The sequence below is a fragment of the Vibrio sp. R78045 genome, from assembly GCF_042466085.1.
GTDB lineage: Bacteria > Pseudomonadota > Gammaproteobacteria > Enterobacterales > Vibrionaceae > Vibrio > Vibrio cyclitrophicus.
The window spans coordinates 1-22,962 of sequence record NZ_JAXHBS010000003.1; the positions used below are offsets into that span (position 1 = coordinate 1).

26 protein-coding genes are annotated in these 22,962 nt (G+C 51.9%); 23 read left to right on the plus strand and 3 right to left on the minus strand.

Going from position 1 to position 22,962, the window contains the following annotated elements:
- Window positions 1-48 precede the first annotated feature (48 nt).
- The gene (locus tag SJY39_RS00040; protein WP_390240562.1) at window positions 49-624 is read right to left on the minus strand and encodes a recombinase family protein; all 576 of its coding nucleotides are present in this window, start codon (window positions 622-624) and stop codon (window positions 49-51) included.
- Between the two features lie 132 nt (window positions 625-756).
- On the opposite strand from SJY39_RS00040, the gene SJY39_RS00045 reads away from it, so the two are divergent.
- Window positions 757-3,765, plus strand: a complete 3,009-nt coding sequence (locus tag SJY39_RS00045) for a Tn3 family transposase (RefSeq protein WP_390240564.1) — start codon at window positions 757-759, stop codon at window positions 3,763-3,765.
- Window positions 3,766-3,937: 172 nt separating this feature from the next.
- Here SJY39_RS00045 and SJY39_RS00050 read toward each other — a convergent pair whose 3' ends face one another.
- A complete protein-coding gene (locus SJY39_RS00050) occupies window positions 3,938-4,519 on the minus strand; it encodes a DUF2913 family protein (RefSeq protein ID WP_390240566.1) in 582 nt (193 codons plus the stop codon).
- A gap of 217 nt (window positions 4,520-4,736) precedes the next feature.
- Here SJY39_RS00050 and SJY39_RS00055 point away from each other — a divergent pair, with 217 nt between their 5' ends.
- The 21 genes from SJY39_RS00055 (at window position 4,737) to SJY39_RS00155 (ending at window position 21,879) form a co-directional block, all read left to right on the plus strand.
- The gene (locus tag SJY39_RS00055; protein WP_390240568.1) at window positions 4,737-5,405 is read left to right on the plus strand and encodes a hypothetical protein; all 669 of its coding nucleotides are present in this window, start codon (window positions 4,737-4,739) and stop codon (window positions 5,403-5,405) included.
- A gap of 38 nt (window positions 5,406-5,443) precedes the next feature.
- Window positions 5,444-6,103, plus strand: coding sequence for a TIGR03759 family integrating conjugative element protein (locus SJY39_RS00060; RefSeq protein WP_390240570.1), 660 nt, complete (start codon window positions 5,444-5,446; stop codon window positions 6,101-6,103).
- A complete protein-coding gene (locus SJY39_RS00065) occupies window positions 6,079-6,597 on the plus strand; it encodes a hypothetical protein (protein WP_390240572.1) in 519 nt (172 codons plus the stop codon). The genes SJY39_RS00060 and SJY39_RS00065 overlap by 25 nt, the downstream gene beginning before the upstream one ends.
- On the plus strand, window positions 6,594-6,986 hold the full coding sequence (locus SJY39_RS00070) for an integrating conjugative element protein (protein WP_390240573.1): 393 nt from the start codon (window positions 6,594-6,596) through the stop codon (window positions 6,984-6,986). The genes SJY39_RS00065 and SJY39_RS00070 overlap by 4 nt, the downstream gene beginning before the upstream one ends.
- A gap of 33 nt (window positions 6,987-7,019) precedes the next feature.
- On the plus strand, window positions 7,020-7,208 hold the full coding sequence (locus SJY39_RS00075; RefSeq protein WP_136987433.1) for a hypothetical protein: 189 nt from the start codon (window positions 7,020-7,022) through the stop codon (window positions 7,206-7,208).
- Window positions 7,195-7,392 (plus strand): hypothetical protein, encoded by a 198-nt coding sequence (locus SJY39_RS00080; RefSeq protein WP_390240576.1) that lies wholly within the window; start codon window positions 7,195-7,197, stop codon window positions 7,390-7,392. The genes SJY39_RS00075 and SJY39_RS00080 overlap by 14 nt, the downstream gene beginning before the upstream one ends.
- Window positions 7,389-9,548, plus strand: a complete 2,160-nt coding sequence (traD, locus tag SJY39_RS00085) for a type IV conjugative transfer system coupling protein TraD (RefSeq protein ID WP_390240578.1) — start codon at window positions 7,389-7,391, stop codon at window positions 9,546-9,548. The genes SJY39_RS00080 and traD overlap by 4 nt, the downstream gene beginning before the upstream one ends.
- A gap of 15 nt (window positions 9,549-9,563) precedes the next feature.
- Entirely contained in the window at window positions 9,564-10,211 is a 648-nt protein-coding gene (locus SJY39_RS00090) for a DUF4400 domain-containing protein (protein ID WP_390240580.1), read from the plus strand.
- 164 nt (window positions 10,212-10,375) lie between these two features.
- Window positions 10,376-10,678: an RAQPRD family integrative conjugative element protein gene (locus tag SJY39_RS00095; protein WP_390240582.1), complete on the plus strand. Its 303-nt coding sequence runs from the start codon at window positions 10,376-10,378 to the stop codon at window positions 10,676-10,678.
- A complete protein-coding gene (locus tag SJY39_RS00100; RefSeq protein WP_055318460.1) occupies window positions 10,671-10,913 on the plus strand; it encodes a TIGR03758 family integrating conjugative element protein in 243 nt (80 codons plus the stop codon). The genes SJY39_RS00095 and SJY39_RS00100 overlap by 8 nt, the downstream gene beginning before the upstream one ends.
- On the plus strand, window positions 10,910-11,254 hold the full coding sequence (locus SJY39_RS00105) for a TIGR03745 family integrating conjugative element membrane protein (RefSeq protein WP_057620591.1): 345 nt from the start codon (window positions 10,910-10,912) through the stop codon (window positions 11,252-11,254). Before SJY39_RS00100 ends, SJY39_RS00105 begins: the two co-directional genes overlap by 4 nt.
- The gene (locus tag SJY39_RS00110) at window positions 11,254-11,586 is read left to right on the plus strand and encodes a hypothetical protein (protein ID WP_390240585.1); all 333 of its coding nucleotides are present in this window, start codon (window positions 11,254-11,256) and stop codon (window positions 11,584-11,586) included. The genes SJY39_RS00105 and SJY39_RS00110 overlap by 1 nt, the downstream gene beginning before the upstream one ends.
- A gap of 12 nt (window positions 11,587-11,598) precedes the next feature.
- Window positions 11,599-12,255, plus strand: a complete 657-nt coding sequence (locus tag SJY39_RS00115; protein ID WP_017108822.1) for a PFL_4703 family integrating conjugative element protein — start codon at window positions 11,599-11,601, stop codon at window positions 12,253-12,255.
- The gene (locus tag SJY39_RS00120) at window positions 12,252-13,124 is read left to right on the plus strand and encodes a TIGR03749 family integrating conjugative element protein (protein WP_390240587.1); all 873 of its coding nucleotides are present in this window, start codon (window positions 12,252-12,254) and stop codon (window positions 13,122-13,124) included. The genes SJY39_RS00115 and SJY39_RS00120 overlap by 4 nt, the downstream gene beginning before the upstream one ends.
- Window positions 13,125-13,126: 2 nt before the next feature.
- Window positions 13,127-14,593, plus strand: a complete 1,467-nt coding sequence (locus tag SJY39_RS00125; RefSeq protein ID WP_390240589.1) for a TIGR03752 family integrating conjugative element protein — start codon at window positions 13,127-13,129, stop codon at window positions 14,591-14,593.
- Entirely contained in the window at window positions 14,580-15,008 is a 429-nt protein-coding gene (locus tag SJY39_RS00130) for a TIGR03751 family conjugal transfer lipoprotein (RefSeq protein WP_390240591.1), read from the plus strand. The genes SJY39_RS00125 and SJY39_RS00130 overlap by 14 nt, the downstream gene beginning before the upstream one ends.
- Window positions 15,008-17,734: a conjugative transfer ATPase gene (locus SJY39_RS00135; protein ID WP_390240593.1), complete on the plus strand. Its 2,727-nt coding sequence runs from the start codon at window positions 15,008-15,010 to the stop codon at window positions 17,732-17,734. The genes SJY39_RS00130 and SJY39_RS00135 overlap by 1 nt, the downstream gene beginning before the upstream one ends.
- Before the next feature lies 1 nt (window position 17,735).
- Window positions 17,736-18,707: a TIGR03756 family integrating conjugative element protein gene (locus SJY39_RS00140; RefSeq protein WP_390240595.1), complete on the plus strand. Its 972-nt coding sequence runs from the start codon at window positions 17,736-17,738 to the stop codon at window positions 18,705-18,707.
- The gene (locus tag SJY39_RS00145; RefSeq protein ID WP_390240597.1) at window positions 18,707-20,008 is read left to right on the plus strand and encodes an integrating conjugative element protein; all 1,302 of its coding nucleotides are present in this window, start codon (window positions 18,707-18,709) and stop codon (window positions 20,006-20,008) included. Before SJY39_RS00140 ends, SJY39_RS00145 begins: the two co-directional genes overlap by 1 nt.
- Window positions 20,009-20,293: a hypothetical protein gene (locus SJY39_RS00150; protein WP_390240599.1), complete on the plus strand. Its 285-nt coding sequence runs from the start codon at window positions 20,009-20,011 to the stop codon at window positions 20,291-20,293.
- Window positions 20,287-21,879, plus strand: a complete 1,593-nt coding sequence (locus tag SJY39_RS00155) for a conjugal transfer protein TraG N-terminal domain-containing protein (RefSeq protein WP_390240601.1) — start codon at window positions 20,287-20,289, stop codon at window positions 21,877-21,879. The genes SJY39_RS00150 and SJY39_RS00155 overlap by 7 nt, the downstream gene beginning before the upstream one ends.
- A gap of 17 nt (window positions 21,880-21,896) precedes the next feature.
- On the opposite strand, the gene SJY39_RS00160 is transcribed toward SJY39_RS00155, so the two are convergent.
- Window positions 21,897-22,145, minus strand: a complete 249-nt coding sequence (locus tag SJY39_RS00160; RefSeq protein WP_102333690.1) for a hypothetical protein — start codon at window positions 22,143-22,145, stop codon at window positions 21,897-21,899.
- Window positions 22,146-22,341: 196 nt separating this feature from the next.
- Between SJY39_RS00160 and SJY39_RS00165 the strand changes: the two genes are divergently transcribed.
- Window positions 22,342-22,944 (plus strand): hypothetical protein, encoded by a 603-nt coding sequence (locus tag SJY39_RS00165; protein WP_390240603.1) that lies wholly within the window; start codon window positions 22,342-22,344, stop codon window positions 22,942-22,944.
- Window positions 22,945-22,962 lie beyond the last annotated feature (18 nt).

The following is a 22,962-nucleotide window of genomic DNA, read 5'->3' on the forward strand; positions in this document are numbered from 1 at the left end:
GACGGACATTGGGTCCATCTGCATAAAGGTACGTAATGCGACATAGGATTATGGCCGAGCTCTAACTCGCATGATTGTTTGTCTGCTGGTTTCGAATTCACGTGCGATGGCTGAGATTGCCACTCCGTTTTTTATTCTTTCTTTCACTTCCTCTTGTTGAGCCGCAGATAAAACAGATGGCCGCCCTAATGGCTTACCTTCTGCTTTGGCACGGGCGAGGCCAGATTGTGTGCGTTCGATCAATAGATCACGTTCGAACTGTGCGACGGCATTGATGACGTTCATTGTCATCTTTCCGGCGGAACTGGTGAGATCGACGCCACCAAGAGCGAGACAATGAACTCGAATACCTACTTCTTCAAGCTTTGCAACTGTAGTGCTGACATCGATGGCGTTACGACCTAGCCGGTCAAGTTTTGTGACAATAAGTACATCCCCTTTCTCCATTCTATCCAGAAGTTTGGAAAAACCTTCTCTCTGCGCGATAGCCATGGAGCCTGAGATTGCCTCTGTGATGATACGGTATGGCTCAATGGAAAAGCCCGCGGCTTTGATTTCTTGGATCTGATTTTCGGGCGTCTGGTCGACCGTAGAGACGCGGGCGTAAGCAAAGGTTCTAGACATAAGGCAATTAATTACGAAATGGGTGTACGTAACTATAGCTATGTCCTATAGTATTTCAAGGTAATTTTCGGACAGGCTTTGAAACCCTGTCCGCAATCGTTCCTTTTCGGACATTAGATATTAAGGTCATCTATGGCAAGAATGCGTATCCTCACAGCCAATGAACACGAACTTTTCGACAATCCGCCTTTGTTCGATCATCGTGACCGCAAAAAGTTCTTTGATTTCCCCAAGTCACTGTTAGAAATTGCTACGACTATGCGCAATACAGATCATCAGATCGGTTTTTTGGTAAGTTGCGGATATTTTCGTGCTACACGGCGATTCTTTGGAGCTGCCGTTTTTTTAGAACGTGATATAGCCTATATTGCCAACCAGCTTGGTCATTCGCCCCCAACGCACCTCCAGTACCCAGATCGGACACGCCAGCGTCACCAGAAACCTATTTTGGATTTCTATGGTTTTACTACTTTTGATGATGAAGCCTGCGAAAAATTGGTCACTGAGATAGTAACGATGGCCCGGATGCATCTGAAGCCCAAATTGATCTTTGATCGTTGCGTAGATTTTCTGAACCAGCAGCGTGTACAACTTCCATCAGCCTATAGGTTGAGTGATTTAATCAGGGTGGGATTACAGAAACGCAAAACAGAGTTGGTCTCGCTTATAGAACTGTATTTGCCAGATGATGCCCGTAATCTTCTGGACGGCCTTTTCACTGCATCGGAAGGTCAAAATCGATATCGTCTAACTCTCCTCAAGAAACTGTCACAGTCCACGAAACCCACTAAGATCAAAGAGGCCGTGGCTGATTTTGAAACCTTGTCTGACCTCTATCGCCAGTTAGAGTGGACCCTGACACAACTAGAACTTGGCACCTCTGGTATTCGATATTTTGCGGGTAGCGTCCTCAAATCCCGGATGTTCCAACTGCACCAAAGAAGCCAAGCCGATCGACACTTGCATGCCACTGCCTTTATCGTGCACCAGTTTTATAGGTGTCAGGACAATATGATTGATTTGTGGCTCAGTATCATGGCTTCTTTCAAATCTACCGCTGCCCGTGAATATCAGGAAACACTTGCACAAAGCCGAAAAAACCAGCAGCGTCAGATCACATCTATTGTTGACAGCCTAGATGTTTCTGTTTTTAGTGTTTTGCGCAATATTCGAAGCGTCATGGCGGCGGATAGTCTATCGGATACGAACAAAATCGAGGCAATTGAAAAGCTTCTGGCTCACAGTAAAACTGAAGGTTTTGACCAACTCAAAGGTGAGTTGGCGGATACGGTCTACAATAGCAGTTGGTACGACATCTTAGAGACACGTTCGCTGAAGCTGCAAAACCGTCTCAGCCCTGTGTTGCGTGCTTTATCTTTTATGCCAACCACACGTGTTAACCCCTTACAAAAAGCGGTTGATCATTTCAGATCAGATAGAGAGATGTCCGCTGTTCAAGCACCTGTGGATTTTCTTGATGCAGAACAACGGGCTGTGCTTATCCGTGACGATGGTACGTTCCGGATATCTCTGTACAAGGTGTTTTTGTTCCAAGCTATTACCACGGCCATAAAATCTGGCGACCTGAATGTGGAGGAATCTTATAAATATCGTCCGATGGATACCTACCTGATCGGCAAAGAAAGGTGGAAAAAGGACAGGTCCCTCCTTTTAGAGCGAGCCGATTTGGAGGAGTTATCTGATCCTAAATCTGTGTTGGCACTGATGAAAAGCATTTTATCTAGACAATATGAGACGACCAACAATAACGCAGCCACCAATCCATATTTAAAGCCTCGCAAGGATGGGGCATTCCACATCGCCACTCCAGCCATGGATGCCAGTGAAGATGATCCCTTGGGTGCTCTCTTTCCTCAGCGGCACGATGTACCACTCGCGCAGGTCTTGGAAACCGTCAATAATCACTGTGGCATGCTGCGAACCTTTGAACATTGGCAGCAAACCCATGTGGGGCAAGCTCCATCTCACCCCGCCCTTTTGGCAGGGATCATGGGATTAGGTTGTGGGATTGGTGTTCGAAAAATGGCACGGATATCGTCCAGCGTCACCGAAAATGAGTTGGATCACACCGTGAATTGGCGGTTCTCCTTGGACAATATCAGAGCGGCCAATGACGCTGTCGTCAAAGCTATGGACGCAATGGAATTACCCAATTTGTATAGACAGACCCAAGATAAACTGCACACCGCTAGCGATGGGCAAAAATTCGAAGTACGTGGCGACAGCCTGTACGCCAGCCGGTCATTCAAATACTTCGGACAAGGACAGGGCGTCAGTGCTTATACTTTCGCTGATGAACGTAATTTCCTCTGGCATTCCCTAATGATCAGCGCCGCCGATCGAGAAAGCGCCTTTGTAATCGATGGGTTGATGCACAATGATGTAGTTAAAAGTGATATCCATTCCACAGATACCCACGGTTACACCGAAGCGATCTTTGGCCTTACCCATATGTTGGGTTTTTCGTTTGCACCTCGCATCAAAGGGGTTGGACAACAAGCCCTCTATGGCTTCAAGCCCAGAACCCAAGGTGCGGAACACTGGGTTATCCGGCCGGATAAAACGGTCAATGAAACGGTTATTGTCGAAAACTGGGATGATTTTTTACGCTTGGTGACGACCATCAAGCTCAAGGAGAACACAGCGTCCGACATCTTCCGCCGACTGAACTCCTACTCCCGTCAGCATGCTCTCTACCAAACGATGAAAGCCTTTGGGCAAATCATTAAGTCTCTGTTTATACTGCGCTACGTAGACGATTTAGCGCTACGACAAGCCATTGAAAAGCAACTCAACAAAGTCGAACTGGCCAATCGATTCACGCGCGCCGTCGCTGTCGGAAGTCCTCGTGAATTCGCCCAGACAGAAAAGGAAGAGCAGGAAATTGCTGAGGCCTGTAATCGTTTGATCAAAAATAGCATCATATGTTGGAATTATTTGTACCTTGCGCGCCAGGTTGAAAAGGCACCAGACACTGAGACCAAAGAAAATTTACTGCGGCAGATATCGGCACATTCGCCGATGTCCTGGGCCCATATCAATATGCTAGGTGAATACGATTTTTCAGAAGAAAAGCTCAAAGATACACTCGGAATTCTACCCCCGAAAAAGGCTGAATAAATCACATGACAAAGCGGGGGGTAATGAATATAAGAAAAAGGCAGTAAGTCCAATACCTTACAGAAAACTCTATGTCGCATTACGTACCTTTATGTAGACGAACCCGACATTTGGTTCCGCACCAATACACCCAAGGCAAAACTAAGCCCTAGTCGGTCTCAACCCACAACGCTTATCCCTTTCGATGCAACAAAAGATGAATCACTTCGTGCTCATCTACATGGTCCACTTCCACGCGATAAAGGCCATTGGCTTGCACCGCTTCAATAAGCGCTTTTAATCGATGAGTTTTCACCGTCATCGCTAGCGGCTTGATTTGGTTATTGTCTTCATCAAACCCATTCTCAATGCCTTTCTCTTTCATATAGAGCGTATCCCTTTCGAGGTCTTTTTCTATGTCTTCCAGCATCGAGGGGAATTGATGCTGTTCAAATAGACCACTCAGCATGATGTAGAGTTCATCCGCTTGTGAAAATTTAGCCTGGTACTCAAGATTCAGACGGTTCACATCCCAAAGCTTGCGCTCTAAGTTGCCAGTTGGACTGCGGCCAATGCTGAGCATGGTTTTGATTTCAGGTTTACACGTTGAGAACTGAGGCTGTTTGACTTTTGGTTTGATGAATTTCACGAGTCGTTCATTTCTTCTTTTCACTGTCCAGAACCCACCTTGCTTGCTCATGGTGCAATAGAGGGCGAGCAGTGCGTGGGTCGCGAGTGCATCAAGGGCTTGATAGTGTTTCAGGTTTCGGCTCATACAGTCATTTATCGGTTCAATTAAAACAAGAGTTTACCAGAAAAGGGCGAGCATAATAGAAGATAGGTGTTCTGTATATTTTAAAAGCCGCGTAGGGTAGCATATTTTATTTAAATAATCTCAATTAGAATTTCTTTATTTTGGTAATTCTAATCGAGATTTTTCTAAGGTGTTTTTGCTACGGTCGTCCCATCACTGACAACCGTAGGAGCGAGGTGTGAAATTCACTCTCAAAACGTTACTTAGAGGGCTACTGTTTAGCCTGTGGAGCCTAATATTAAGCGCCGCTTGCCTGTTCGCCTATCAGCAGGTTTTCTCACCTGTTCAACAGGAGAGCTTTGACTCGCGATTGGACGTGCTTCATCAAAGTTTGGCATTGGCGATGAATGAAAGCCGCGACAAGGAACGTCAAGCGCGCATTGAAGCGCTAGACGCTCTTCAATTCACCCTTGATGACTTAACCCAGCGCCTCGATGCGCAACAGGGTGAAATCACCGAGCTCATCAACACTCAATCCAATCAAGGCGCTCGTTTGGATGAGTTGGGCTTAGACAGCAAAAAGCTGGAAGTATTGGAAACAAAACTTCAACGCCTCTCTCGTCAATCCACAACAAAACGTGCGACCCCCGTACGTGCCAAACCTGTCGTTAAGCCCACGGTAAAGGCGCCGACCATTACGGCGCCTTTTGTTTTATTTGATGTTCAAACGCGGGGCCATACCCAACTGGCGATTGTCGGTAAGCCTGGTGCCAGCACACTGGCAGAGTTATCCGCCCTTCAAGTAGGTCAACATTATCTCGGCTGGAAAATCACCGCCGTCAACGATCAGCACATCGAGGCGCTTTATAAAGGCCAACGTACAACGTTAACGGTCGGGGAGGGGTAAAGATGAAGGTTTTCATTTTATGGGTAATGTGCGCGTTCTTGCCAATTGTCGCGGTAGGGGCAACAGAACTTACGCGCAATCAGGCATCACAAACCGCCATTGAACATAACCAATCACGCTCGCTGAGCGTCTCGCAAGACGCTCAATATTGGCAACTGAGTCAAGCGGATTGGGCGCGCTATGAGCAATTAATGCAAAGCCCACTCACCTATGACATGCAAGAGGCAAGCCCCCTAGAGGTCTTAGCTCAGTTTGCGCGCAGTAACACTGAACGTGCGCGTTTGGCTGAGCGTTTGGTGGCGTTTGATAAAGAGCGTACCGATGGCTTGTTAGCGCTGGATGTAGCGTATCGCGCAGCGTGGGCGCGGCTCTATCCTAACTTGAAGCCGATAGGGCCACGATTGCCAGAGCGCGTCGCCCTGTTTGTGCGGGCGGGATGCGATACCTGCGTCGATGCGCTCAAGCAATGGCGTTCTCATGGCGTGGCTGTTGATGTGTATATGCTCGGGGGGAATAACACTGAGCTGCAAGCTTGGGCCTCAGTGGCTGGGGTTCGCCACAGCGATGTCGAGAAACAGTGGATCACCTTAAATCACGACACGCGCGCCTTATGGATGACCCTAGCTAAAGGCAAACCTGTGCCCGTGGCCATTTCAGATCAAGGGGGAGGCCAATGGTCGGTCGTGGCGTTGCCTTAATGATGAGCTTGTGGTGTTTCAGCGCTCAGGCGGCCATTCCGCCGTTGTATCAGAAGGTCGCCGCTCAGCACGGTATTCCTGCGAGCGTCCTATACTCCTTGGCGCTCGGTGAAAGCAAAACCCAGTTGCAAAGCGGCGCAGTTCGCCCTTGGCCTTGGACGCTTAATGTCAAAGGTCAATCCTATTTCTACGCGACGTACCCTGAAGCGTGCCAGGCGCTGCATGGCTTTTTGAAACACACACAGATGGTTGACATTGGCCTCACACAGCAAAACTGGCGCTGGCAAAAAGACCACTTTAACCGCCCGTGTGAGGTCTTCGACCCTACGGTGAACCTCAATCACGCGGCCGTCTTGCTTAATGAAGGCATGCGCAAACACGGCAGTTGGGTAAAAGCGGCCGGATATTTTCACAGGCCCGGTGGAGGCGAGCCGGCTCGGCGCTATGAAGCCACCTTTGCCCGTCACTTACAACAATGGAGTCCCTCGTCATGAATCGCCGATTAACACTCATTACTCTACTCTTCCTTCTCAGCAGTCATGCCTTGTCTGCCACGGATTTATTGCAAGGCATGGTGCCGGTGAGCACGCCACAATTAACCCCTGGCAAGGTGGAGCGCCGCACGCTCAATCAAAGTGTGAGCACGCCTTTGTTTATCGTTGGGGATGACGCTGTATCTCATCGCTGGCTCAGTGCTAAGCAGGACTATCTAGCGAGCATTGGCGCCATGGGGATGGTCGTCAATGTGCAGACGAAGGCGGGGTGGCAGCGATTCAAACGCTATAACTTAACGCTTTACCCCGTGGCAGGCCGTGACTTTGCCGCCGCTTTTGGTCTTCGCCACTATCCGGTACTCATCGAGCGCGGCGAGCTCAAGCAATAATCACATTCACGACTTTTAATGAGGACAGCGCTTATGCCTACGCACGCTTTATCTTATTCGGATATTCAACACGCGATTAAAACCACCCATCAAGTTCTGGAAAGCGCGGCGCTGACGCCGGTGATTCTGGCGCTCGCCCAGCAAAGCCAGGCACACAACGTAAGTCCTGAGCGCGCTTTAATGATGCTATTAAAACCTCAAGGAGACGATGATGAGCATTAACAGTGACAACCCCTTTGCCCAGCGCTGCTTACCTCCAAAGCGCCTTGAGCTGCCGCCGGCTAAAAAGAGAAGTAATAAAGACAAAGTGACGCATCAAGTCAAGCGCCGCATTGAAATCCTCGAAGAGCGCTGCGCCTGGCAGCGAGAGTGGGGGATGACGCTAGACGATGAGACCTTACAATGAGCGGTTACGCCGAAGGCCTGCTTCGTCCTGCCGATGAACTGCTGAGCGCAGCTATGTTTAGCATGGCCGCCATCGTGGTGGTCATCGCCCCGCAAGTGTTCATGCTGTCACCCGTGTTCGCGCACCCGGCCGGTTTTTTCCTTGGCTTGTGCGCGCTAATTCGTCTTAAGCAGGGGCTCTCCGTGCTCGGGTATCGCAAGCGGTTGCTTCGTATGCCCTATTGGGCGATGAACTCCGATGACATGCCGGTGTATCAAAACAAACTCTTTCTCGGGAAAGGCTTTTTAGTCCTGCCTCGCCATGCTCAGCGCCTTTATGACACTCGTCAAATCTGGGCAGAGCGTTACGTCACGCCGTCTAAACTCTACCGCTTTGCACGCGCCATGGAAGCCAAATACGAAGGGAAATGGATAGAGCGCTTTTGGTCTGGGAAACGTGTAATAGCCAGAGCGGGTAAAGGCTGGGGCATCATCAATGCCTTTCTTAGTGCCATGAACCCAGTAAAACCGCTACCACCGGTGGGGGGCGATTCTCGAATGCACGGCATCGGGCTCGATGAAGAAATCGATTGCTTGCTGCCAAGCAGCGCGAGGGCGGGGCACACCTTAGTGCTGGGTACAACCGGGGTCGGTAAAACGCGCCTAGCGGAGCTTTTGGTGACGCAAGATATCCGTCGTGGCGATGTGGTGTTGATGTTTGACCCCAAAGGGGACGCCGATATGCTGCTTCGCATGTACATCGAATGCCTACGAGCGGGGCGCCTCGATGAGTTTTATATCTTGCACTTAGGGTATTCAGACCAAAGTGGCCGCTACTCACCGGTAGGGCGCTTTGGCCGCATTACTGAAGTGGCCACCCGCGTTTCCGGCCAGCTCGACGGCGGCGGCAACAGCGCCGCATTCAAACAGTTTGCGTGGCGATTTGTCAACATCATTGCCAGAGCGCTGGACGCACTTGGCAAAAAGCCTGATATGGCGGCCATTCAGCGCTACGTGACCGCCATTGATGAGCTCTATGTCGATTACTGCGTGAAAAAGCTGCCGTCTTACCACCCAAAAGCGGCGGAATTGGTGACCGCGCTGGAAAGTAACGTCAACGAAAAAAACACACCGCGTCACCTGCAGGGGCGAAGCGCTCGCGTGGTCGCCCTTGAAATGTATTTTGGCGCACACCCCGCTGCAGACGATGTGCTGGCCGGACTTCGAAGCGCCATCCAGTATGACAAAACCTATTTTGATAAAATTGTGGCCTCCTTACTGCCCTTGCTCGAAAAGCTCGGCACCGGTAAGACCGCTGAAATCATCTCACCGGTGCATACGCCCGATGATGAGCGACCCATCATCGATTGGCGCGAGGTCATCATGCAAGGGGGCGTGGTGTATGTGGGGTTGGATGCGCTTTCTGATACCACGGTGGCCGCTGCGTTCGGTAACTCCATGTTTGCCGACCTATGTTCGCTGGCGGGGGAGATTTATAAGTTTGGTAACGCGCCCGGCTTTGCCAAGGTCAAGCCGCGCAACATCATGATACACGCCGATGAATTTAATGAGCTGATTGGCGATGAGTTCATTCCTATCCTCAACAAAGCGCGCGGGGCTAAATTTGTGGTCACCGCCTACACGCAAACCGAATCCGATATTGAAGCGCGCTTAGGCTCGCCCGCAAAAGCGGCGCAAACCAAAGGTAACTTCAATAGCTTAATATGCCTTCGGGTTCGCGAGCAAAAGACCGCGCAAATCCTTACCTCCCGCATGGCAACCGTCACCATCAAAGACATTGTGCCCGATACGGGCGCCAGTGATGCACCGGGCAGTCAGACCGGCTTTCATTCAAGCAATAAAGACACACTGCAAAATAAAGAGGTGCTGCTGGTCAACGATAACGACATCACCAACCTACCTATTGGCCAAGCCTACGCTGAGCTCGAAGGCGCTAAGATTTGGAAGCTTCGCTTTCCATTGCCGGGCAATGAAGGCGACCTCGAACTGCCAGAGGATATCCAAGCCTTAGTCGATGGGATGCTCCAAAAAAGCCAATCGGTCAAAAGTACGCACGACTGGCTGCACGACACCGAGCAGTTCAACAGCTGGATGAATAATGCCTACCTTGGGCTCGATGAAGATGAACCAAAGTCGCCTATTCATGAAGTGCAATAAAACCCAGGAGGCCTTGTGGCAGAAAAAACACCAAACCCACCCGTAAAGCGCGAGGAGCCGACGCCTTGGTATGGCCTACCTTTTGTGGCACTGGGGCATCTTTTCTGGATATGGGTACTATTAATACTGATCGAATGGTTCGCGCCACTTTGGGGGCAAGTGACGGGGCAACACGCCAAAACCGTGTTGGTTGAGCACATCACTTTGCTGCAAATCGATCAGCCGCATCTGGCGGCGAAGGTGATGGGATTGGTGAATGCGCTGAGTCAACGCATCGAGACACTGCTCAGTATTGAGTTTGATGGGGCATTGGCTTTCGCGAACGTGTATTGGCACGGCGTGGTGTATGTCACCCTTGCGCTGTTTGTTCGCGTCGCGATGCTTTTTTTAAGTTGGCCTTTGTTCTTACTGGCCAGCTTTCTTGGGGCCTTCGATGGGCTGATCTCTCGTCAGCGGCGCACCGCCTTTGTCGGACGTGAAACCGAGACCACCCATTACTACGCGCGACGAGCTGTCTCTATGACCATGATCGGGGCCGGTTACTTATGGCTGTTCATTCCTGGGATTTGGCCCCTACCTCCGACCTTAGTGTTGTTGCCTGCAGCAGGCATAACAGGGTTACTGGTTCGCACCAGTGTGGCGAGCTATAAGAAGTATTTATAAGAACGGAGCATCACGCAGAGGTATAGATAAGAACTTTTAAAATTATACCCTAATTAAATCAAATAATCTCAATTAGAAATACTTTATTTTGACAATTCTAATTGAGATTTTTCTATTGCCTTTTTGCTAGCGTGTTGACGTCTTTCTAATTAGGAGTCAACACCGTGAAATGGCCACTTTTATTCTGTCTGAGCGTGCTCAGTCCTAACCTGTATGCCGACGTCGATACCGAGCAGCGAGAGCTGGCTTTAGTCTCTTCACAGCTGGGCACCCTCGACTACCTCATCACACGCGCTGAGCGCGAAGCCGATTATCGCGCCGCACGTCAGTTTGATTACGATGCGCTGCGCCTAGATATCCGCACCCTTCAAGCAGGCATCGATGCCTATTTACACCCTGAGCGTAGCGCGCCAAAGCCAGTCACCCCGCTGGGCGGCGACTACCTCATGGACGCGCCTCATGAATGATCCCCTTTTAGCCTTCGAGCATGGCGCCGGATTTGAGGCCAATACATTAGCTTTGGTGTTGGCCGGACTCACCAGCGCCATGCTGATGCTCTGGATGCTGTGGGTGTTCTGGAGCGGCTTTCGCGGCATGAAAAACAAAAAAGTGACCAAAGAGGTGTTTCGCCGCTTGGTCTTTCGCGCCGTGTTTATCTTTCTCATCCTTCAATGGTTTTTATATTACGGAGTCGCAACATGATCCAACTTCGATCGTTTTTTCTTTTTTTTGCCGCCTGGCTGCACAGCCTGAGCGCGATGGCGGACATCCCCACTAACAATACCCCGTCTCAGGGCGGCAGTGACAACATCTTAGAGCTCATTTACGCCTATGCCTACGACATCTTGCTTTACGGTGGCGGCATTTTCATTGCCTTCTGCTTTGTCTATTTCCTGGGGCACATTTGGGACGTATTTAGCAAAATCAAAGAGAAACAAGCCACCAAAAAAGACCTGCTCAGTGACGGCGTGATTGGCGCCGTGCTTTTGCTGTTGTCGGTATGGGGGCTCAACTACGGCCTTGATATTTTGGAGGGCGTGTAATGCGCTGCGCTTCAACACTGAACGTCATGCCGCCGTTTTATAAAGGTCTGTCGATGGGGGAGATGGGGCTGCTGGTCCTTGTGTGCATGAGCCTCACTGGATTGCTGGGATTAGCACTGTATGCGGCGTTTGGCGCGCCGCTCATTTTATTTACCGCTTTACTGCTCGGGGCGCTCGGCGCTTTTGCACTGCCAAAGAGTCTCATGCGAAAGCTCAGCCGCATCAAAACGCACCATTGCCAACATTACGCCAGCAAACGCTTTGAGCGCTGGTTTCACCCTGAGCGCTATCACGTTGATGCGCGCCGCTTTGCCTGCAAACGCCTCGGCTGATAAGGAGAGAATATGAGTCAACCACCAAAAAGTCGATTTCGCGCCTCACTGGCCGGGCGAGACAGTCACATCCGCTCGCTACGCGGCGCGCTCGCCATGATGAGCACTCTTGCGCTGGTTACCACTTGGGGCTGGTATCAAGCCGGTCAAGACATCACGGTGCATACGCCGCCCGATTTAAGCTCAGGCTCATCACGCCCGTGGTGGGAAGTGCCTAAGCCCAATGTGTATGACTTTGCCGTCAATCTATTTGGACTGATTAACCGATGGCCCAGCGATGGCAATCAGCAATACAGCGAGAACCTGCATCGTTACACCGATTACCTGACGCCCAGCTGCAAAAAGGTCTTAACACAAGACTTTCAAAACAAACGGCGCACAGGGGAGTTGTCGGGGCGAGAGCGCAGTCTCGCGCCCATTCCCGGTTACGGCTTTTCAGATTGGCGCGTCACCACGCACAGCCGAGACAGCTGGACGGTACAAGCCGATTTAGAGCTCAAAGAGTACGTGGATGGCACGTTAGTCAAACATAACTTCATTCGCTGGCCACTGCGCATTGTGCGTTACGACATTGACGCTGAGCGCAACCCTTGGAAGCTCGCCATTGATTGTTTTGATGGCCCAGCAAGAGAAATTCAATTCAATGAAGCGCAGGAGAAAGAGCAATGATGCGAACAATGATGAAAAGAAGTGGGGGACTGTGGCTGACACTGTTTCTGAGTCTGATGACTCACATTCATGCTCAGGCCAGTACGCCTCGCGCCATGGAGTGGCAGGGCGTCCCGCTGCAAGTGGTGCTCACGCCAGGCCAAGAGACCATTTTAACGCTGGGCAGTGATGTGCGCGTCGCGCAACCGGCGCACTTAACACCTTATCTGTCCATGACCTCACTGGCAGGGCGACTTTACCTCACGGCTACTGAGCCTTTTGATTCAACTCGCCTTCAAGTGATGCGCCTGAGTGATGGATTGCGCTTAATGCTCGATGTCAGCGCCAAAGCGGGCGTGGTTACCCCGCCGCAGATTGACATTGTTTTACCGGGTGGTGAGGAAGAGGGTAATAACTTGAGTAGCGTTGCAAACGAGTCACATCGTTCACAATTGAAGATGGCGCCTCAAGCCCTGTTGGTGCGTTATGCCATGCAAAGTCTTTACAGTCCATCGCACGCCATTGAGCCTTTACCTGGCGTGGTACGAGCGCCGATGGGACTGCCTCATGACATTAGCCTGAGCGCGTTCAGTCAGTGGCAAGTGAATGCCAAACCCATTGCGGCTTGGCAATTGGGCGAACAGGTGGTGACGGCTGTGAGCCTAACCAATAAGGCATCAAAGCGTGAAACGCTCGACCCACGACGCGTCACCCTCAGTCCCCGCTGCTTTGCACTGCGATGCGCGGTGAGTTTTTCCCATCCTGAAATCGGGAGCGCAGACTCACCCACCGCCCAAGCGACGGCCTTTATTGTCACGCTAGGGCCCCTGGCAGGATACCTATTACCCAGCCGTTTACCTAGCCATTTACCTAACCATGGAGGGGAGTAGCGATGTTAAATAAAGGAAACCCCGTCATACGACTGGCGGCGCTTATCGGCGCGACCGGCTTTATCGCGGTGTTGGTCATCGCGGTCTTAAAGCCGTCAGACATCGAAGCCAACGTTGAGCCCGGCGAAGACACCACTCCGGTCAGCGTGACGACGTCACAAACCCAAGCCCAAGTGCTGCAGGCGTTTGATGACAGCCCAACCGATACCATTCGAACGCTCAATGCCGCGTACTCAAAAAGTGAAGCCGAAAAGAAAGCCCTCTCGGACGCGTTAAAGCAAACGCAGCTTCAGGTTGAAAATCAGCAAGCCCAAAACAATGAGCAAGTGAAAGCCCTTGAAACCCAATTAAGTCAGCTTGCCCAAAGGCTCAATTCGTCTTTAAACACGATTGAAGAGAAAGTCAGTCAAAGCCGAGATCACCTCAAGGTGCGTCAAGCGCCAGTGCGTGAGGTGATAGATGTCTCTTATGACGACCTTGGCATTGATTCAGGACGACAGGGACTGGCCGTGGGCACGGCGCCGGGCGGCTATCACCCATCCTTTTGGGGTAAGGGCGTAGCTCAAGACAACTGGGTTTGGACCGAGCCGCTGGATGCGACTCAAGACAAAGAAGGCAACTGGGTAACGCCTGCCACCCAAGCGGTCAAAAACGCCTTGAACTCGGCGGACGATGCGTTTACCAGCCAGACGGGCCGATTTGATGCCAATCAACAAGACGGAATGCCCGTGTACACCCTGCATCGCGGCACCATGCTGGCCGATGCGGTCAGCATGACCGCACTGATGGGGCGCATTCCCTTGAACGGCCAGGTCACCGACCCTTATCCGTTTTCGATGATTCTAGGGCGTAAGAACCTGATGGCCAGTGGGTTTACCCTGCCGGATGTGCAAGGCGCTATCGTGACGGGCACGGTCACCGGCGACTGGAGCTTGTCTTGTGTGCGCGGCGTGGTCGAATCCATCGATTTTATTCGCGCTGATGGCTCGATACTCTCTTACCCAGAAGAGCTTGAAACGGTGGATTCAGGCTTTGATGGCTCTTCGATTAAAACCTCGGATTTGGGGTTTCTGGCCGACCCCAACGGCAATCCATGCTTAACCGGGGAGCGCATCTCGAACGCCCCGGAGTACCTCACCACCAAAGGATTGCTTGACGCCGCCTCGGCAGCGGCCAATGCGGTGGCTATTTCACAGCAGACCATTTCGGTCGATGGCTCAACCAGCACCTCAGCGTTGACGGGCAACGCGGCGAAGAATGCTGCCGCTGAGTCTGCAGCAGCCTTCACGGGCACCGTTTCAGAGTTTATTGAGGCGCGCATGGGCTCAAGCTTTGATGTGGTGTACACCCCGCCAGGTACTAAGGCCAGTATTCACCTTCGAAAACCCGTGACACTGCGCGCCCCAGCGATACCCGTTCGCGTGCGTTACGACACTCAAACCCAAGGAGCGACGTATGAATTACCGTAACCTTATCAGCGCATTGAGCCTGCTCGGATTATTCGGCTGCTCAACGTCGCAAGACGACACCTTACCCAACCCTCAAACGAGCTCCGAGCAAGTGTGGCAAAACCAAATGTCGGGCGGCGGGCAGGATGTTGGACAAGGCGGTGATGCGCTCAGCCAAACGCAAGGCGAGCTGCGCGTGCCGCTCGATATGACGACATTGTCTCAGCGCCAAAGCGACTACACCCGAGACAGCTGGCGTGAAGCGACCAACATATTCCCAAGACTGCCTAATCCCGATGTGGTGCTTTATGTCTTGCCGCATCAATCAGGCGCGCTGCCGGTGCCTGGATACAGCACCGTCTTTCCCTTGTATGAGCGCGTGCATTACGCCGCGCCTCAAAACAGTCCAGCTAATCTGCCCAAGGAGCGTTGGTAATGTTGAAGACAATACGCAATACCGTCACCCACTTTTTTACCGAAGGCAAAGAGTTGGAAGCGCCAGCCATCGATTACAGCGTACCGCCGTCGTTTGCCGCCAAACTGCCTTGGATTGAAATCAGCGATAAAGGTCTGGTGCAACTGGAAGACGGTCGTTCGATGGGCCTGTTTTTTGATATTACGCCGCAGGTTACGGAAGACAAAACGCAAGCGCAGCTTGAGCGGGTGGTCTCAAGTGTCGCCCACACCCTCACCGCCTTGATTGACGAAGAGAACCCGTGGGTGGTGCAGTTGTTTGCCCGTGATGTCGACCGATTTGAGGATGCGCATGAGACGTTACTCAACAGTGCACGCGTTGATGATGAATTCACCCGCGCCGTGCTCGATGAAGACCGCCGCCATTTCGAACTGATAGGGCGAGAGCAAGGTATCTTTGCGGTGGACGGCCGCCCCTGGCGCGCCCGCGAGCGTCAAGTTCGTCTCGCCATTTATCGCTGGCTCCCCGAAGACGCCAGTGAAACGCTGCAAAAAAACAACCTTCGTACCTTAAAGAGTCTAAGGCGCCGCCTGTTATCTCCGAGTACATTCAAAGATTTAGGCATCGGCATCAAGGCCAGCTCAGGCGAAAGCATTCACGCTTGGCTCAGTCCCTTTTTTAATCCCTCTGGCATTGCGGGCGAAACCCTGCGTTATCGCCCGCCACGCAGCTTTATTGACCAAGATTTCTCCGAGCGACTGCTAAGAAGCGGGGTGCGCTCAGACGTTGAAAACGGCTTATGGTGGTTTGAGGGGGACAAACCCATCGCCACGCGCGTGATGGAGCTCGACACTTGGGATAATGAGTCCTTTTTAGCGGGCGCCGTATTTGGGGAGGTCATCGGGGATGAAGCCATCGACAAAGGCGAAAAGCGCCCACAACATGTTCTGTTCGATGAGCTGCCAACCGGCACCATGATGGCCATGACCTTGGTCGCGCAAAGTAAGGCGCAGGCCAGAGCGCGCCTTCGCACCGTTCGAGAAGCGGCGGTGGGGGAAGAAACGGAATTAGAAATCATTCGTGATACCTGCGACAGCTTTACCACCTTAGTTGAAAAGCATCCGCTGTGGCGCGGTCAACTGGCGTTCTACGTACAAGGGGAGAGCGTCAGTGAAATAGAGGGACGCACTGAATCGCTGCGCGCAATATTCAACAATCGCGACCTGTCATTGCGCTTTGTCAAAAACAGCGACCAAGAGTCCCCGCTGGACAGTTACCTTCGTTGGTTACCGATGAACTACCATCCCGAGCGCGACGACAAATTGTGGTACTGCGGCTGGGTGTGGCTGGAAGACATGCTCTCGCTCTCTCCTTTGTTTGGCCGCGCAACCGGCACCGGCAGTGAAGCTTTCCAATTTTTCAACCGAGGCGGGGAGCTCTTCGGCGTCGATCCGCTGAGAGACCAACTCTCTAATGCGCACCTTAACCTGTTTGGCCCCTCTGGCTCAGGCAAATCTGCGACCTTAGTGGGCATGTGTTTACGCCTACTGGCGATTCATCGCCCAAGGCTGTTCATCATCGAAGCGGGCAACAGTTTTGGGTTGCTGGGACAGTACTGTGAACGTTTGGGGCTATCGGTCAACCGCGTTCAGGTGAGCGCTCACTCTAAAGGCCTGATGGCGCCGTTTGCCGATGCCAAACACTTGGTCGGCCAAGCCGTGCCTCACGTCAGTGACGAGAAAGCGTTGGACATTGAACATCTTAATGACAGCGATTCACCAGACGATGAAGCGCGCGACATTTTAGGGGAGCTGGAAATCATGGCAAGGCTGATGATTACCGGCGGTGAGCAGCGCGAGATGGACGATTATCGCCGCGCCGACTCGTCGATGGTGCGTGATGCGATTAAAGAAGCCGCAGAGCATTGCCACCCCACGGGCGAGCAAGTGCGCCCAGAGCACATCAAAGACGCGCTAGAGCGTTTTAGTCAAGACCCGAATAGACCTGAGCCCCGCCAAGCACGCGCCCGCCTAATGAGCGAAGCGATGGCCTTTTTCTGCGATGGTCTAGAAGGGCAAATCTTCAACCAAGAAGCCGAGCACTGGCCAGAGGCAGATGTAACCATCATTGACCTAGGCCTCTACGCAAAAACCGGGTATGAGGCGCAAATGGCCGCCGCGTACATCTCTTTGATTAACCGCATCAACGGCATTGCGGAGCGCGACCAATACTCAGGGCGTGACATTGTCACCCTGACCGATGAAGCGCACCTGATTGTCACCAATGAGCTACTCGCGCCTTACGCCGTCAAAATCGTCAAGATGTGGCGAAAACTCAGCGCGTGGTTTTGGTTGGCGACGCAAGATTTAGCCGATTTTCCGGCCATTGCCCGAAAGATGCTCAACAACGCTGAGTGGTGGGTGATGCTCAACATGCCAGAAGATGAACTCCGTCACCTTGAATCGTTTAAAAAGCTCTCCGAGGCGGAGAAAAACCTCATTCGCTCGATGCAATCGGAAAAGCACAAATACAAAGAAGGCGTCATCACCGGCATGGACAACACCTTAATGCAGCGCTTTTGCATTGTGCCGCCTGCGCTCTACCTGGCACTGGGTGAAACCGATGGTCCAGCGAAAAGAAAACGTCAAACTCTTATGGATTTACACGGCATCAGTGAACTCGATGCGGCGCTACTCAAGGCTAAAGACATCGAACAGGCCCGGCTTGACTATCTGGGAGAGGAATAAGATGAGCCTCACCTTACTCATACACAAATCACTCAAGCGAGGGCTAGGTTTGAGCATTCTAGGCTCATGTCTGTGCGCGGCCTCTGCCATCAGTCAGGAGGTCACCACCGCCGAGGTCATCGCCAGCGCCGCCTGTCCTGAGTGCTTGGATTACGAAGTGATTGGGGCGTGCGTGTGGATGACCTGCACCCCAGCAGGGTGCTCCACCGACACCTCCGTGAAAGTCAAACACCGCTTGCCCGATTTTGTGGTAATGAGCTACCCCGAAACCGGGGAGGCGCCTTGGCAAGACACCGCTTGGATGTCACCAGACAATGCCTATTCAGAGAACGGAGGCCACAGCGCGCGTCGCAGCGTGCAAGGCCTGGATAACACCTCGATGCGCTTTTACAACAGCGACGTCATCGGCCACCCAGGCGGGCAGACGATTTTCTCACTGCTCGCAAGCTTTGGCTACTCCCTCTCAAGTAATGCGACGCCGCTCATGCCGCATTATTTATCAAGCCTTGACCCGCTCGGCTGGCGCTACAACCTGCCGGACATTCTGTCCACTCAAACGTGGAACCCATTGACTGATGCGCTTGGTAACTTTGGGGACATCTATCCGCGTGGCGGCTTTGTCTTGCAGCGTCATTCGTTTAAAGCCGCAGCACTCACCGCCTTTCGCGCGCTGCATGTGGTGACCCGAATGGGCGAAGGCCGTGTGTATCAACCTTTTACCCCAACGGCGCACCCTGGGTTTTGGCCGCCGGGCCCCGTTAAACCCAATAACGAAGAGACCGCGTGGCAAATGCTCTCGCCAATCGCGCAAACCGATGCGACTGTTTGGCCACAGTTCGATGACAGCTTAACGCCTTACGACCCTTACGCGCCGCACATCGCCTCAGACGACCAGTACGTCTGGGCTGCATGGCGCCTATACAAAGGCTGCCAGCGTCGTGGTAGCACGCTGATTGCCCACTTTGGAGAATAATGATGCCCCATATTTGGCCGCTCAAAGCGGCATTACTGCTCCCCCTATTGATGAGCGCCAGCGCACACAGTTCGATAGGAACGAACGTGAACCTTAAAGCCGACAACGACAGCGTTCTTCACTACACCTTAGGCGGCGGACCGGTCATCGCACTGCCCGCCAGACAAGCGCGCATCAGCCCCACCGCCCTTGGCGTCGGTTGGGACATGAACCTGCAGTGCGGGATGTTAGACCCATCGGTCACCGTTGAGAATCAACTCAACGGCGTGACCGAAGGGTTTCAGGACATGATGGGCGACATGCTCACCAATGCCACCTCAGCGGTGCTGAGCCTGCCAGGCTACTACCTGCAGAAAAAAGACCCAGGACTTTACGATTTGATGACCAACGGCGTACTGCAAGGCAAGTTCGATTTTGACGACGCCAGCAGCTCGTGTGAGGCCATGGTGGACACCATGGGTGAGATGAACACCGATAAGGCTTACGCAACGCTTGCGCGTGCGCAGGCGTGGACCAACGCCGTAAAAAGCGGCGACGCCGTCAGAGCCAAACAAGAAGTGCAAGATGACATGGGCGATTCTGGGGTGACCTGGGTGGGCGGCGCCAAATACGGCGGTCGCAACCAACCGGCCATCAACGCGACCACGGATGCGACGCGCGCCGGTTTCACCTTACTGTCGGATGAATCGCAAAAAGAAAGCCACCAAGGCCTCTATCGCTATTGGGACAGTGAAGAGACGATGAGTGAGTGGGTGTCTCAAGTGATTGGTAGCCAGTCGGTACAAACCGGCATGGACAAAAGCCGAACCGAAGCCACGCCAGGGATTGGGCTGGGGCAAGAAGTCACCGAGCAAAGCGTCACGCTAGAAAGAGAACTCCGAGGCGCCATCGCAGAGAACAAAGAGACCGAGTACTTTCCCAAAACGCTGATTGAAGCGCTCACCGAGCGAGAAGTGGACAACAACACCGTATCGCGCATTGCCAGTGAGCTCGCGCTCTCTCAAGCGATTGAAAAAGCCCTGTACGCGCGCCGCGCGCTGCTCACGGGCAAGTACGAAGTCAATATAGCTCAGCACGCCACGGCGCAAAAAGACATCGACAACTCAATTGCTCGCCTTGAGCGTGAGATTGACATGCTGCGCTACGAAGCCGAGGTCAGACAACAGATTGGCACCCGCACCGCCCAAGCGGTGGTGGATGACTACCGCTACCAAAGACCTCAGGTTATCCCGCAAACCCCCAAATCCGACTCGGTCTTTTTAGACAAAGACCGATATGACAACAGCCCTGGAGAAGAATAAATGAACACCTTAACCGCTCAACCTCACAGCCGGTGGCGCCGAAGCCGCCACGTCATCACACTGCTTTTGTGCTTGCTCGTCGCCAGCGCCCTGGCTTTTTCACTGGACGGGGACACGCTATCAAACAGCGCATACGCCTGGTACATGGTCGTCATTCGAGCGGCCGTCTACGGCCTCGCGCTGTGGCGCGCTAAGCGCTACGCCTTTGGTATCGCGCTTGCCCTCATGCTCAACGAACTCATCTTACTCACCCAATACGTCGATTTAGGAGCCTTCTCATGGTAGTCAACGATCCGCTTTCCGTCTTACTGACGCTGACCAGCTGGCAAATCTCCGGCAAGATATTCATGATATTGAATCAAACCGGCCTGATTGTCTTTATGTTGGCCGTCATTGTGTTCCAAGTGTGGTTTGATGTCGCTCAAGAGGGCGAAGACGAGGGTAATAAAGGCCTGCTGAGCATGAACCGCACCGAGGTCAAACTGATGCTGGCCGGATTGGTGTGTTTTTTTGCAGTGATGCCCTTGTACCCGGTGAACGTCAACACGCTCGTCATGGACCAAAACGCCAGCGAATCGTGCGGCGTGGGTATTAGCAGCGGCGCAACCCACAGTGACCAAAGCTCGTTAAATGGGGAATTGGTTCATGCCCCGATATGGTGGGTACTCTGGCACAGTATTTCGCAAGGACTGACCAACGCAGCGGTCTCCTCGGTGCCGTGTCACTACGATGTCGAGCGCAGCATGTTGAAACTCTCTCAAATCGACATTAAGAGCGAGCAACTTAGACAGGAAACTCAAGACTTTTACGAGCAGTGTTATACGCGAGCGCGCCTGATGATGAAGGCGGCGGCGCGTAAAGAGCGAGTGAGTCAAAACGACTTTGATAATGCCAATTGGATTGGGGGTTCATACTTCCTTGGCTATAATCTGGCCGCGCCAGAGACCACTTATAATGGCTTACAAGCTGAAAATATCGTGTTCAACTTCCCATACAACTCTGAGCGAGACGATCCAGTGCAACAAAAGTATCGCCGCACAGCGATTGATACCAGCGCGGCGTACCCAATGTGTGATGAGTGGTGGGATAGCACTCAAGGCGGTCGCAGTGATGGGCAGCGCGCCGGCTTACTGTGGCGATTGTTCAATCACATTGAAGACACCAACCCAGAGTTGATTCATGACGTGCTGGACTATGATGGCTTTTTCTCAAAAATCATGGGCTCTGAAGTCACGCCTGCTGATAAGGCGAACATGCTGGTTCAGCGCGTGTTGAGTGTTGAAAATCAATCGACCAGTGGACGCATTGTTCGTGGCTATGGCCAGGTGCTTGATAAATCCCTCGATCACCAAGTCAGAGAAGTGTGGAATAGCGGCGCTGGCTGGGCAGGATTACAAATTGGGCATATCTTCACAGGCCCGGCTTACTTCATTGTGCGAGAGGCAATGCCGATGCTGCAGTCTTTGCTGCTCATTGTGGTAGTGATTGCGAGTCCGATTGTCTTAACGGTCAGTAACTATTCGATGATGACACTGATGTCGCTATCCTTGTCCTATACAGGATTGTTGTTCTTAACGTTTTGGTGGGAGTTGTGCCGAAGTCTGGACAGTAAGCTATTGGAGGCGGTGTATTCCATGCATGACAACTTTAATCCGATAACCGGTACGATCAACAGCATGGATGATTCGATATTAGCGTTTGTGATGATCACGTTTTACGTGGTGGTGCCTGCGATATGGTTTGGGGTATTAGGTTACGCCAGTTATCGCGTGAATGGGGTGTCGATGGATAGTGCTATGACCAAAGTTGGGGATGCAGCTCAAAAAGGATCAGACAGACTAATAGGCACACTAGGAAATAAGATGAAATAAAAGAGAAGAGCAAGCAATTATGATTTTTTATAATACGCTTGCTCTTCCTCGTATAAAGTACAATCATTATGAGCCTTGAAGAAAGCTTCCTTCCATGACATAGACTTATCTAGTGTAGGTTTAGTTACTAAAGCTTCATTCACCTCTTCAAATGACAGAGATGTACTACTAAGAAGGGCATTACGCTCAGCTTCCACTTCAGCATGTAAACGATCACCTTTTTCATCTCGGTATGCCTGACGCCATTTTTTCAGGAATGCTAACATTTCGGCCTCTGTTGACTCAATACGGTTAAATTACCATCAGATTATACCTTTATGCAGACGGTTGTAAATCGAATCTTAAGCTTGACTGATTTTCACACAGGTTACGCCCAGCTTTTGTGGATAACTGTTTTAATGTGTTATAAAAACATAATGTTAAGTTGGAATTCGACGAAAAAAGCAAAAGGCTAAGTCAACCATGGCAAAGACAATTCACTACGATATTCAACAGGTTAAAGTTAGAAGCGATAAAGAAAGCGCTCGACTGACCAGTCAGTGGGATCAGGTTCGACAAATCTGTCGTGACAAACCACTCGGAGAGGTCGCGAGAGCAAGATTAGCGTTTAACCTTGTCGATTACATCACAAGTGAAGATCTGCCTTTTCGCTTACTTATCACCCGTGCACCACAAGCCATGGCCACCATCGGTGAGGAAACCCGAGTGTATAAAGAGTATCGCGTCATTAATGGTAAACAAAGTGGGATGATTTACGCCAAAAGCGAACAAATGTTGCCAAGAGAAATCATCTATACGAATGAGTTTGTGGCAACCCGCTACGTTGATGGGATAAAAACACCACTATCAGGCACTTCTCTCGTTGATTGCCTCAAGGCTGGAGAGGTCATAACACCACTCGATGGCATTTTGTTTTTAGGCTGTAAGCGCATCGCTAGTGACATAGCACGCCTTAAAAAACTCGAACCAACTATGAGCATCAATATGAAACGCATCGAAGTATCGGACAGCTTCACAGGCACAACAAGAAAGATGGCGAGTTATTCTTTCGTTAATGTTCAATAGCTGTAATTAAGGCGTGCT